General features: G+C 26.7%; 15 protein-coding genes. 13 read left to right on the top strand and 2 right to left on the bottom strand.

All coding sequences use genetic code 11. The features are described from left to right. From QX51_RS21765 to QX51_RS05295, 6 genes are all read left to right on the top strand, one after another. Positions 1–178 (top strand): IS3 family transposase (locus QX51_RS21765; protein WP_152607214.1); only part of this gene is annotated, 178 nt, incomplete at its 5' end. A 152-nt stretch (positions 179–330) separates the two neighbouring features. Continuing rightward, entirely contained in the window at positions 331–1,161 is an 831-nt protein-coding gene (locus QX51_RS05315) for an aldo/keto reductase (RefSeq protein ID WP_039678868.1), read from the top strand. Between the two features lie 235 nt (positions 1,162–1,396). Next, positions 1,397–2,047 (top strand): RNA polymerase sigma factor SigI, encoded by a 651-nt coding sequence (locus tag QX51_RS05310; RefSeq protein ID WP_039678867.1) that lies wholly within the window; start codon positions 1,397–1,399, stop codon positions 2,045–2,047. An 8-nt stretch (positions 2,048–2,055) separates the two neighbouring features. Next, positions 2,056–2,901 carry an anti-sigma factor domain-containing protein gene (locus tag QX51_RS20580; protein ID WP_039678866.1) on the top strand — a complete coding sequence of 282 codons (846 nt, stop codon included), beginning with the start codon at positions 2,056–2,058 and terminating at the stop codon, positions 2,899–2,901. Positions 2,902–2,915: 14 nt separating this feature from the next. Beyond that, complete coding sequence (locus QX51_RS05300) at positions 2,916–3,356, top strand: YaiI/YqxD family protein (protein WP_039678865.1); 441 nt, start codon at positions 2,916–2,918, stop codon at positions 3,354–3,356. 147 nt (positions 3,357–3,503) lie between these two features. Next, on the top strand, positions 3,504–3,770 hold the full coding sequence (locus QX51_RS05295) for a hypothetical protein (RefSeq protein ID WP_039678864.1): 267 nt from the start codon (positions 3,504–3,506) through the stop codon (positions 3,768–3,770). A 31-nt stretch (positions 3,771–3,801) separates the two neighbouring features. Here the strand turns inward: QX51_RS05295 and QX51_RS05290 are convergent, their stop codons facing one another. Continuing rightward, a complete protein-coding gene (locus tag QX51_RS05290) occupies positions 3,802–4,914 on the bottom strand; it encodes a DEAD/DEAH box helicase (RefSeq protein ID WP_039678863.1) in 1,113 nt (370 codons plus the stop codon). Positions 4,915–5,340: 426 nt separating this feature from the next. Between QX51_RS05290 and QX51_RS05285 the strand changes: the two genes are divergently transcribed. From QX51_RS05285 to aroF, 4 genes are all read left to right on the top strand, one after another. Beyond that, on the top strand, positions 5,341–5,652 hold the full coding sequence (locus tag QX51_RS05285; RefSeq protein WP_039678862.1) for a helix-turn-helix domain-containing protein: 312 nt from the start codon (positions 5,341–5,343) through the stop codon (positions 5,650–5,652). Between the two features lie 94 nt (positions 5,653–5,746). After that, complete coding sequence (locus QX51_RS05280) at positions 5,747–6,442, top strand: CPBP family intramembrane glutamic endopeptidase (protein ID WP_052232891.1); 696 nt, start codon at positions 5,747–5,749, stop codon at positions 6,440–6,442. Positions 6,443–6,782: 340 nt separating this feature from the next. Then, positions 6,783–7,055, top strand: a complete 273-nt coding sequence (locus tag QX51_RS05275; RefSeq protein WP_039678861.1) for a chorismate mutase — start codon at positions 6,783–6,785, stop codon at positions 7,053–7,055. A 17-nt stretch (positions 7,056–7,072) separates the two neighbouring features. Further along, the gene (gene aroF, locus QX51_RS05270; protein ID WP_039678860.1) at positions 7,073–8,077 is read left to right on the top strand and encodes a 3-deoxy-7-phosphoheptulonate synthase; all 1,005 of its coding nucleotides are present in this window, start codon (positions 7,073–7,075) and stop codon (positions 8,075–8,077) included. Positions 8,078–8,119: 42 nt separating this feature from the next. Here aroF and QX51_RS05265 read toward each other — a convergent pair whose 3' ends face one another. Then, positions 8,120–8,773 (bottom strand): HAD family hydrolase, encoded by a 654-nt coding sequence (locus QX51_RS05265; RefSeq protein WP_082007797.1) that lies wholly within the window; start codon positions 8,771–8,773, stop codon positions 8,120–8,122. A gap of 170 nt (positions 8,774–8,943) precedes the next feature. On the opposite strand from QX51_RS05265, the gene QX51_RS05260 reads away from it, so the two are divergent. The 3 genes from QX51_RS05260 to QX51_RS05250 all read left to right on the top strand — a co-directional run bounded on the left by QX51_RS05260 (position 8,944) and on the right by QX51_RS05250 (position 13,130). Next, entirely contained in the window at positions 8,944–10,287 is a 1,344-nt protein-coding gene (locus QX51_RS05260; RefSeq protein WP_039678858.1) for a purple acid phosphatase family protein, read from the top strand. 171 nt (positions 10,288–10,458) lie between these two features. After that, positions 10,459–10,680, top strand: coding sequence for a NifU family protein (locus QX51_RS05255; RefSeq protein WP_039678857.1), 222 nt, complete (start codon positions 10,459–10,461; stop codon positions 10,678–10,680). 302 nt (positions 10,681–10,982) lie between these two features. Continuing rightward, on the top strand, positions 10,983–13,130 hold the full coding sequence (locus QX51_RS05250; protein WP_039678856.1) for a YhgE/Pip domain-containing protein: 2,148 nt from the start codon (positions 10,983–10,985) through the stop codon (positions 13,128–13,130). Positions 13,131–13,205 lie beyond the last annotated feature (75 nt).

The following is a 13,205-nucleotide window of genomic DNA, read 5'->3' as shown; positions in this document are numbered from 1 at the left end:
GGAAAGTTTCTTTTCATCATTGAAGACAGAAGCATTCTATTCTCAAGGATTAAAGAATTTATCAAGTAAATGGGTGATTGAAATTGTATCTCAATATATAGATTATTATAACAAAGAAAGAATACAGGCAAAATTAAACTACCTTTCTCCTGTAAAATACAAGAAAAAGGTAGCCTAGGTTGTTTTATATTGTTCCACATGAAGGGTGCAGTTCATATTTATATTTAAGGTGTTTTTGGTTATATTAATATAGTTGATGGCTTACAATAAATAATATATTATAAAGATTGTGGGTAAATGAAGGGAATCTTAGTGGAGGTTAAAAGAGAAATGGAAAGAAAAATTATACAATTATCTAATGGTGTAAAAATTCCTATTATAGGTTTTGGAACATATAAACTACAAAATGAAAATGATGAGGCATGTAATATTGTAAAAGAAGCTATTAATGCAGGGTATAGAAGTATAGATACAGCATCATTTTATAATAATGAAGAAGGTGTGGGTAAAGGGATTCGAGAATCTGGACTACCTAGAGAAGAATTATTTGTAACTACGAAGGTATGGGTTAATGATGAAGGATATGAAAATACAACAAAAGCTTTTAATAAATCTTTAGAAAAGCTAGGATTAGATTACATAGATTTATATTTGGTTCATTGGCCAACAGAAAATATTAAAGAAACTTGGAGGGCTATTGAAAATTTATATAGAGAGAAGAAGGTTAGAGCAATAGGGGTTTGTAATTGTACAGTGAAACAATTAGAAGAAATTATAGGCTTTTCGGAAATCAACCCTATGGTAAATCAAGTAGAAATACATCCTAATCGTTCAGAAAAAGAGTTATTAAAAGTTTGTAAAAGGCATAATATTGTAGTTCAAGCATGGAGTCCTATAATGAGAGGACAGCTATCATCCAACTCTATAATTAAAAATTTAGCGCAAAAATACGATAAAAGTGAAGCACAAATAATACTAAGGTGGCATTTACAAAACAATGTTATTGCAATACCAAAAACAAGTCATCCTAAAAGAATTAAAGAAAATATAGATATATTTGATTTTGAAATAGAGAAGGAAGATATGGAAAATATAGATTCCATTAATAAAGATGAAAGAATGAAACCTCAAAAATATGAAAATTTATATAATATAGTGTAAAAGAGATTTTAGAATCTCTTTTTTTATTTATAACTTTGTTAATTGAACAAGTCAAATTTTTTATTTTACATATAGAATATTCTGATAAAAAGGGAAAAAGTACCTAAATCTTAAAGATTAATTGTATTATATAATATAAAAGGAATTGAAGTTGGATTTTTTAATGACTAAAGCTAAGATTACAATTTTAATTATCATATAGTAGTAAATATAAATTATAAGGAAAGGAACGTAAATGAATTTAAAAAGAAGCAATTATCAATTTGAGAATGAATTTATTGAAGAACATTTGCCTTTTATTATTAAATCAATAAGTAAGGTGACAAAGAGGTATGTTTCTATAGAAAATGATGAAGAATTCAGTATAGGATTATTGGCATTTCATGAAGCTATGAAAAAACATAGTGAAGATAAAGGTCCATTTTTACCATTTGCCAACCTAGTAATAAGTAGTAGGATAAAAAACTATTTATTAAAAGAAAACAAGCATCGTTTAGATCCATCCTTGGAAAGTCTAAAAGAAGAAGGCATAGAATTTAGTGAAGAATTTATAAATCCCATAGAAGATAAAAATCAATTAAAAGATGAAATAGAAAGTTTAAAGTTACATATAAAAGAATTTAATTTTGATTTTGAAGATTTGGTTGAGGATGCTCCAAAACATAAAAAAACAAGAGAAAATGCTATAAACTTATCTGAAAAGGTTAGCAAAGAGAAGCCTTTATTAGATTTTATGTATGAAAAAAAGAGGTTACCCATAAAAAGAATTTCACTTCAATTTAATGTAACAGAAAAAATAATTAAAGGTAGCAAAAAGTTTATAATTACTGTAATTATAATATTTGATAAAAACTACAGAAATTTAAAATTATGGATAAAAAGGTAGGTTGAATTATGTACAATAAAGGAATTATACTTGAAATAAAAGAAAAGTATTCTTTAGTTCTAAAAGACGACTCTACTGTTATTAGGATTAAAAATAAGGAAAACATGGAAGTAGGAGACACGATAATTTTCTTAGAAGAGGATTTATACGAATTAACTAAAAGTAGAAATACCATGAAAAATAAAATCATACCTATTTTAACTATTGCAGCCATGTTAGTATTATTAGTAGTACCTATGGTAAAAAATAATAATAGTGGTGGTGTTTATGCACTGATGTCTATAGATGTTAACCCAAGTATTGAATTTGAATTAGATAAAAATAAAAATATAGTTAATGTTTATGGGATTAACGATGATGGAAAGACAATAAATTTAGAAGAATTAAAAGGTAAGACTTTGGAAGAAGGAATTAAGATACTAGAAACATATTTAAGTAAAAATTATAGTGATAGTAAGGAGGGAATAGTAGGATTTACATTTATTGATAAAATTAGTAATGATAAGTATGAAAATGAAGTAAAAGATACAGTTAGCAAAGGATTAAATAATACCAAATTTGTTTATCTAAAAGGAACAGAAGAAGATATAGCTCTTGCGAGGGAAAAAGGTGTCAGTCTTGGTAGATATGAAGCACTATGTGATTTAGATGAAGATACTCTAGAAGATACTATAGAGCATATGTCTGTAGATGAAATTATGTCTCTTTTAGGAGCAGATGGTAAAGATAATGTTTACCTAAACGAAGAAGTTATGGATGAGCTACAAGATGAGTTAGAAGATAGAACTGAAAATGAATCTGATGATGACGAAGACGACGAAGACGACGAAGACGACGATGACGACGAAGATTAAAAATAGGAGAGAATATGAAAATATTAATTGATGGGGATGGATGTCCAGTAATAGATTTAACTATAAATATAGCAAAAAAATTTAATATAGATGTAATTATAATGTGTGATACGGCACACATTTTTAACAAAGAAGGAGCAAAAACAATGATATTTTCAAAAGGAGCAGATTCTGTTGATTTTGCACTTATAAATCTTGTTAAAAAAGATGATATTGTTATAACTCAAGATTATGGTTTAGCAGCAATGGCAATAAATAAGGCTTATTATGTTATAAATCAAAATGGTTTAATTTATACAAATGATAACATTGATAGGTTACTTTATAGCAGGCATATATCTAAGAAAATTAGAAAAAGTGGTGGAAGAGTTAAAGGTCCTAAGAAAAGATCGAATGAAGATAATATTAATTTTGAAAATACTTTAATTGGAATATGTAAAAAATCTCTTACTTAAAAGTTAACATTGTATCTTAAAAATAAAAATATTCATAGATAAAAACAGTATTAATTAATAAATTAGTACTGTTTTTTATTTTAATTAATTTTTTATTTATAAATTTAATCAGTGTGGAAAGTATAGATTATATAAGGAGATGATAATTTGTTATTTGAAAATAAACAATTAATAATTAAATACATAGAAAATAATCAAAAAGATAAATTATATGATTTTTCTGTGGATATAAAAGACTTTGACACGCCTAATATTAAACTGAAATTTGATTATGAAAAGCAAGAGATAGTATCTACATGGATAGATGTAGAAGAAGATGATAATGAGCCTAAAAATCATGTGGCTTACAAGTTGATAGATTTATGTAAACATGATTTGTGTATTAAATTAAAATTTATGATTGAACATAATTAAAAACCTATCTAAAAATAGATAGGTTTTTATATTAAATTTCTTCTAAATTTCTTCTAGGAATTCTATAATTGATGTTATTTTCGATTTCCTCTAAAGTTCTAGTATTTTTAGGATCAACAAACATACAAGTATATCCATCTTCTCCAGCTCTACCAGTTCTCCCTATACGATGTATATAGTCCTCGCTAGTTTCAGGGATATCATAGTTATATATATGAGTTATGCCAGTAATATCGAGACCCCTAGAAGCTACATCAGTAGCAATTAGATATTGAATATCAGCCTTTCTAAAAGACTTCATTATTCTTTCACGTTTAGATTGCGAAATATCGCTATGTAATTTTTCACAATTATAACCATCAATAGAAAGAGCTTCTTCCAAAGCGTCTACTCTTCTTTTTGTTCTGCAGAAAATAATTGCCATGAAAGGATTATCTTTATTCAAGACTTTGCATAAAGCTTCTTTTTTATGTCTATCTGTAGTTTCAACAACTTCTTGTTTAATAGTATCTAAAGTTATCTTTTTACTTTTTATAGTTATTTCAGTAGGATCTTTTGTATGTCTATAAGCTAGTTTCTTTACATCTGAATCCATGGTAGCTGAAAAGCATAAAGTTTGTCTTTTTTTATTAGTTTCTTTTATTATAGCTTCCATTTCGTTCCTGAAGCCCATTAAAAGCATTTGGTCAGCTTCGTCTATAACAAGTGTTTTTAGTTTACTAAGATTTATAGAATCCCTATCCAAATGGTCTAAAAGCCTACCTGGAGTAGCAATTACTAAGTGAATACTTTTTTTTAATTTATTTAATTGAGATTTTATATCTTTTCCACCATAAGCAGCTAATATATTAATTTCTTTAGCTTTATTTAGTTTTTGAGCAGCTTCACTTATTTGTATAGCAAGCTCTCTAGTTGGGGTGATAATTAATCCTTGAATGTTATTTTCTTTTGTATTAATATTTTCAAACATAGGTAATAAAAATGCAAAAGTTTTGCCTGTACCAGTTTGAGATTGAGCAATTATATCTTTTTTATTTAAAATTACAGGGATAGCTTGTTGTTGTATAGGTGTAGGAGTTTTTATTCCTATTTGATTTAACTCATTTACTAAATCATTACCTATACCTAATTCTTTAAAATTCATATTTACGACCTCTCTCTATAAATTTTTCCTTCTCTAATTTTGAGCAACAAACATATATAAAGACAAGTACCCATAGAGTAGTTTAAAATCATGGGAAAGATATATAACTGATTATATGAAGGATTTCGCCTACACGTTGCTCGAGAGAATTGAATTTTATATATTTTTATCTAACTATAATATCATATTACACTACAAGAATAAATCCTATGTGTATATAAATTAAATATTATTATTTTATTATATAACCAAGAAGATACTCTTAATTCATAGAAAAATAAAATAATATTTTGAAAATTAATAAAAAAGGTTGAAATTTGGACTAATTTTTAGAATGGATTTACTTGTAAAATACAAGGAATTTCATTAAAAATAAAGAAATTATCTTATAAAGAAGGAAATAAATATGAATAGAGGTGTAATTAAATGGGATTATTTAAAACAAAATCACAAGATGAATGGAAAGTTAATTATATTAAAGAGTTCAATGAAATGAGAGACTCTTACGAAGATAAATTAAAAGCTAAACAAATGGAGATAGAGAATTTAAAACAAGAGATTGAGAATTTAAAATCATTAAGAAACAATTTGAAACCAAAAGAAAAACAAATTAAGGACTCAGATATTGAGTATATAAAAGAACTAAGAAATAGTGGACTTAGTTACAGAGAAATATCAAAAGAAACTTCATGGAGCAAGGCAACAGTTTGTAGAGTTTTAAATGGGTTATATGATTAATTAAACAATTAAATTATTATGATTTTATATTTCTATATATTACTAATACTGTGCTATAATGGATACTATACAAAATAAATTGTAGGTGATATGTTTGAATATAAAAGAAAATAGTTATATTTCTAAAAGTAAAGAATATATTCTAGATGCTATTATTTTATTGGTTATAGTACAGATTGCTAGGGTAATTATAAAATATATATTTTTAAGCCAATTAAATTTTACTCTAGAAAATGTTAATATTGCTAATATTATATCGATTATGCTCGTGGGTATAAGCTTGTCTCTTATTTTAAGAGCAAATGATTTATTTAATCCAGCAGGACAAAGGTTAATTAAGTTAAACAATAAATATAACAATAAAAAATTAAGATTAATATTAGGCTCAATTACTTTAGGTGCCATATGTGTAACACCGTATTTTAAGGGTGGATATTTATCATCTAATTTAATAATATTGACATTATCCTTAATAGCTCAGCCTATATTTGAAGAAGTAATTTTTAGAGATTATATATGGAACTATATTAGAAGTTTTCAAAAGGATGAAAAGAAAGTTTTAATAATTGTAAGTTTATTATCAGCTCTATTTAAAATAGGTTACTGGGACATAATAAGTCAGAATTTAAGTGTAGTTAGTAGCTCATTTTTTACAATAGATATAATCATTTCCAAGGTATTATTTGGATTAATAATTGCTTTTATACTTGGAATAGTTAAAATAAAATACAAAGATACCTACTTGTGTATATTTGTACATAGCTTGATTAATGTTTTTTGGGGAATATAAGTTTTTTATAATAAATATAGAATAACTAAAATGACTTGATAAAATAATAAGTAAAAGGAAGATCATTATTGTGAGTTCGCTTATACTTATAGATTTCTTATAGTGATAAAATAAATAAGAAACTATTGAAATATCTATATAAATTAGATATTATTAGAGAGCTCATAAGCTCTCTTTTTTATTGTGAAGATTTTATATTTTATCTGTTCTATGGATAAAATATAAAATCTAATTGATTTAAGAGTAGCGGTTGAAGTTGTTGATGACATGAAGTGTAGCGACCACGTAGTGGTTTAAGCGAAGCGAATTTTTCAGATTAAAATAAGAAAGGAAGAAAATTATGGATGAGTTAACGAAGTATAGAAATGAGATAGATGAAATAGATAAGCAAATAACTGAATTGTTCGAAAGACGTATGGATATATCAAAAAAAATAGCAAGATGTAAAAAAGAACAAGAAATATGGATTTTAAATGCGAAGAGAGAAGAAGAAGTTATTCAAAAGAATTTATCTTATTTAAAAAACAAAGACTATAGATTTGTATTAGAAGGATTTTTTAGAAATCTAATGAATTTAAGCAAGCTAATACAAAATGAAGAAAATCACCGCTAAATAGAGGGAGGCAAACTATGATTGTAGTAATGAATAAAAACTACACTAGTGACGATATAAATCAAGTAGTAAATTATATAACGAATAAAAATTTAGGCGTTAATATTTCAAAGGGAAAACACGACTGTGTTATTGGAATATTGGGAGATGTAACAGAAGCAAATCTAGAAGAAATAAAATCTTTAAGATGTGTATCAAAAATATTAAAAGTACAAGAACCTTATAAAAAAGCCAATAGATTGTTTCATCCAGAAGATACTATTGTAAATATAAATGGCAATAAAATAGGTGGAAAAAACTTAGGAATAATAGCTGGGCCTTGCGCTGTTGAAAGTGAAGAACAAATTGTCGAGATTGCTAGAAAGGTAAAGGAAAGTGGAGCTAACTTTTTAAGAGGTGGAGCTTTTAAGCCAAGAACTTCACCATATAGTTTCCAGGGATTGGAGCTAGACGGACTTAAATTAATGGAAATCGCAAAGCAAGAAACAAATCTTCCTATTGTATCTGAGCTTATGTCAATTAGCTATCTAGACGAATTTATGAGCACCGTTGATGTAATACAAATTGGTGCAAGGAATATGCAAAACTATGATTTACTAAAACAGGTGGGAAGAACTAACAAGCCAGTAATACTAAAAAGAGGATTATCCTCAACAATAGAAGAATGGCTTCTTAGTGCAGAACATATTATGGCAGGCGGAAATGAAAATGTAATTTTATGTGAAAGAGGAATAAGAACTTTTGAAACTTATACTAGGAATACTTTAGATTTAAGCGCTGTGCCTGTAATAAAAAAGCATTCTCACTTACCTATAATAGTAGATCCGAGTCATGGAACAGGAAGCCGTGAATATGTGGAGTCTATGGCGAAGGCTGCTGTAGTAGCAGGATGTGATGGTCTTATGATAGAAGTTCATAATAATCCAGAAAAAGCTTTATCTGATGGTCAGCAATCTATAACACCAGAGCAATTTGATAAACTTATGAAAAAAATAAAAATACTTTCTAATTTAGAAGATTAAGTATAATAAAAAAAGGAGCTTAAGCTCCTTTTTTTATTTAAACTATTTACAACTTAATATAGATATTAAATCATTTGGAGTATTAATTATATAGTCTGAACCTAAATCTTCTAATATCTTTTTATCTCTAAACCCCCAAGCAACACCTGCAAAATCTATATTTGCATTTCTTGCTGTTTTAAAATCTACCTCACTGTCACCAATATATAAGCATTTATCCTTAGATGAATTTAAATCTTCTATAGCTTTTAATACTGAATCTGGGTAAGGTTTTTTTCTTCTTTCAGAAGATTTCCCTATTGCTACTTGAATATACTCTGAAAAATACTGGTCTTTTAATTCTGTAACGCCATCTTGAAATTTATTAGATACAATTGCCATTTTATATTCATTTTCTTTTAAATATTCTAGTAATTCCATTATTCCATCATAAGGTTTAGTCTTATTTTTCAAATTTTTCGAATAATGTATTTTAAAAAGAAATAGACATTCTGCAAATTTATCGTAAGAAGTTTTTTCTGGTACTGAAAGTTCAATTAATTTTTCGATACCATTTCCAATAAAAGAACAAATTTCTTCTTTACTTCTAGGTGGATAATTTAATTTTTCTAAAGCGTGATTAACGCTATCAGCTAAGTCATCTAAAGAGTTCAAAAGAGTGCCATCTAAATCAAAAATCAAAGTGTTGTAATTCATCATAAATCCCCTTATCTCTATTAAGTTATTATTACACCACATATAAATTTTAATGTGGGTACTATTACTAATTTATTTTTGATATAATTTCATTTTTTATTTATTAAAATAAATAATTTATCAATAAGATTAAATAATATTAAAAACAAATACTATTTTAGGAGTGAAAAATGAAAAATAAAAAAATTATTAGTATTTTATTGTCTATTACTATTATAATATTTTTTCCTAGATTGTCTATTTCCAAAGAGAATAAAAATTATTTTTTTAATTATGGAGAAAATGAAATATTTTTAGACGATTTTACACAAATATGTTTAACGCCAGGTAAAAATGAGACTATGCTTAATTTTTCTTGGTATAGTAAATTTTCAGATGGAGTGAGTAAAATAAAGATATGCGAAAAAGGTGGAAAAGAAATAATTTACCAAGGGAAAAGTGTGAGTATGGGGAATGGGTTTATAAGTAATAAGGTAACGGTTGAAAATTTAAAAGCAAATACGACATATATTTACTCCTATGAGTGTGATGGGCGATGGAGTAAACCCTTAGAGTATGAAACAAAAGATTTTCAAAATTATTCTTTTATATTTATGGCAGACCCGCAAATTGGAGCATCATCAAAAAAGAAAAAATCATATGAAGAAGGAATAAAAAAAGATGCGAATAATTGGGATAAAGTTATAAGAAAATCATTAAATAAAAGTTACGATCCTAGTTTTATAGTGTGTGGGGGAGATGAAACTAATACAAAAGAAGAGAATTATAATAAATCTAAGGTAGATATAAGTAATTTAGAGTATTCAGGTTTTTTGTCACCAAGTTATTTGAGACATATGCCAATTGCAAATGCCATAGGAAATCACGATAAGGATAATGAAAATTTTTATAATCATTTTAATATGCCTAACATAACTAATTTAGGAAAAACTGTTGCAGGTAGTGATTATTATTTTACTTACGGAAATACTTTATATTTATTTATTAATACCAATAATTTAGATATCTGTGAACATAAAAAGTTTGTTGATGAAACTGTTGAAGAAAATAAAAATATTAAATGGAAAATAGCAGTATTTCATCATGATATATATGGAGGAGGGAGACATAAAGATGATGAAGATATAAAAATATTAAGAAATAATCTTCCATCTATATTAGAGGATAATAATATTGATTTAGCTTTATGTGGTCATGATCACATATATTCTAGAACTTATCCTATAAAAGATAAAAAAATAATGGATTTTGAAGTAGAAACCCTAACAAACTCAAAAGATAAAGTAGATGTAATAAAAGATAGTAAGGGAATAACTTATATAACAGGAAGTTCATCCACAGGAAGTAAGTTTTATAAAGAAACTAAAGATAAAAGTAAGTATATCAGGAAAATTTATTGTGAAGAAATACCAACATATACTGTAGTTAAGGTTAGAGAAAACTTAATAGAGATAGTAACTTATGAAACAAATAAGAATAAACCTATTGATAATAAAATAATTATACAAAAATAGTTAATATCATCTTTATGTATATTTTACTGGGAAATGAAGTTGGAAAAGGAAGTAAAATCACTATTATATTATAATAAAATGGTAATAATTATGGTCTCTTGTGGCTTGTTATTTGTACATGGTATATAATTATAAATATATTATAAAATATTCTTAAGGGGGGTTCATAGAATGAAAGAAAAAGTTGCAGAAGTACTAGAAAAAGTTAGACCTGTATTACAAAGAGATGGTGGAGATGTAGAATTAGTAGAAGTTAGTGATGATGGAGTTGTATTAGTTAGATTAAAAGGAGCATGCTCTGGATGTCCAGGTGCGACTATGACTTTAAAAGCAGTTATAGAAAATTTATTAGTTAAAGAAGTTCCAGGAGTTACTAAAGTAGTAGGTGTATAAATTTTATTTATTATACATAAGGCACTCATTTATTGGGTGCCTTTTATTATGCAGAAATATAATATTGGTTATATTTTATGTATTTCTCCTTAAATGGGCAATTTATGTAGAGATATGAATTTATATTTAAATTTCAAAATATATGTAATATAATATACAATGTCTTAAAATATAATAAAATATAGAGAGCGTTTATTTTAGTATATATGGGGAATTTCTGTATAAATATTAAAAATTAATCAAAAAATAAGTTTGTATCTAAAAAAGACACTTTTAACTTACAACTTAATGGAGGAATACCTATGAAAAATATAATCAAAATATTTCGAGATGATTTAAAAGATATATCTTCGAATATAGCACTAATAATCGTATTAATAGGACTTGCAATATTACCATCTTTATACGCTTGGTTTAATATAAAGGCCTCTTGGGATCCTTATGGCAATACATCTAATATATCTGTGGCAGTAGTAAACAATGACAAAGGAACAACTTTATTTGATAAAGATTTGAATATGGGAGATAGATTAGTTGATCAACTAAAAGATAATAATTCCTTAGGCTGGAAATTTGTTAATGAAGAAGAAGCAAAAAAAGGTGTAGAGACAGGCAAATATTATGCTTCAATAGAAATTACAAAAGACTTTTCAAAAAACATTATATCTGTATTAAGCAAAGATATAAATAAAGCAGAGATAGTATATACAGTAAATGAAAAAATAAATGCAATTGCGCCTAAAATAACAGAGAAAGGTGCATCAACAATACAGTTACAAGTTAATAAAACTGTTGTAAAAATAGCTAGTGAAGCAGTTTTTGAAACCTTAAATGATCTAGGAATATCATTGGAAGAAAATCTTCCCATGCTTACTAAAATAGAAAACTCTTTAGTTGAAGTTCAAGGCAAATTTGGTAAAATAGATAACATTTTAAATACAGCTAGTGATGCATCTAGTCAGATTACTGAAATAGTTAAACTACTTCAAAATGATATGCCAATAATAGAATCAACACTAAAGAATTCTATTAATTTATCTGGAGATGTAAAAGAGTTTTTACAAGGAACAAAAACTAGCATGAATGACATCGCGCCAACTATAAAAAATGATATAAAAATAATAAATGACGTATCATCATCAGTAGCTAGCGGTATAGGAGATTTAATAACAGCTATACAAGAAGGATATGAGAATGCACCTGAGTTAGTAGATGGACTTTATGACAAAGTTAATAGCTTATCATCTATATCTGCTACTTTAGGAGAGTTTTTGACTAAACTAGATAAAATAACTCCAGGGACCTCTCTTCAAGGAACTATAGATTCTATTAATGGAATAAATAGTAATCTTAATTCTGTGAAAAAGGTTTTAGCAAGTATTAAAGAGCAATTAAATAATGGACAAACACCATCATTAGATAATTTAAATGGGATACGAACTGTATTAAATGATGTAAATAATATTACAGGGAACTTATTAAATAGTTACGATACACAGATAGTTGCTCCACTTAATGAAATATTTGATAAAGGAATGTCTGTATCTGGCGATGTTATAACATTACTAGAAAAAGCAGAAGATAAACTTCCAAAAATCAATAATATATTAGACACTGCACTTAATTTTTCAGGAGATGCAGATGAATCAGTTGCTTATATAAAAGAGAAAGTTCCAGAGGCTAAATCAGTTCTAGATAAGTTAGTAACAGCTTTATCTACAGTGAATAATAGTAAAGAAATGGATGATTTAATTAGTTTCTTAAAAAATGACATAATTGAACAAGCTAACTTCTTAGAAGAACCAGTAGAGTTAGTATCAAATTCCTTATATCCAATGGAGAACTATGGTGCAGCAATGACACCATTCTATACAGTTCTTAGTCTTTGGGTGGGTGTTTTACTTTTAACTTCACTGTTAACAACAGAAGTATATGGTGAATACAAGCCTTATCAAGTTTATTTTGGTAGGGGTATTACATTTTTAACAATAGCATTATTGCAAGCATTAATAGTAAGTGCTGGAGATATATATTTCTTAGGCGTTACTGTAACAAATCCAGCTGTATTTATATCATTATCATTACTCATTAGCTTAGTATTTACATTTATAGTTTACTCATTAGTATCTGTATTTGGAAATGTAGGAAAGGCTATTGCAGTAGTTTTATTAGTAATACAGGTTGCTGGCTCTGGAGGAACATTCCCAATACAAGTAACACCAAAATTCTTCCAAAATGTTAACCCGTTCCTACCATTTACTTATGGAATAGCAGCTTTAAGAGAGACAGTAGCAGGAATATACAAACCTAATTTAACTAAAGATATAATTGTACTTTTAATATTCTTAGTTTTAGCCGTGATATTAAATGTTATATTAAAAGGACCTATTAATAAAATGTTATCTAAGTTTACTAAAAAAATGGAAGAAAGTAGACTTACAGAACATTAAAACTTTATACTAATAAAGATAAAGGATAAATTGATTAATACAATTTATCCTTTATTTTTTATATTAAAAGATTTA

The sequence above is a fragment of the Terrisporobacter othiniensis genome, from assembly GCF_000808015.1.
Taxonomy (GTDB): domain Bacteria; phylum Bacillota; class Clostridia; order Peptostreptococcales; family Peptostreptococcaceae; genus Terrisporobacter; species Terrisporobacter muris.
Note: the sequence above shows the minus strand (reverse complement) of the source record. Positions and strands in the feature narration are given on the sequence as shown.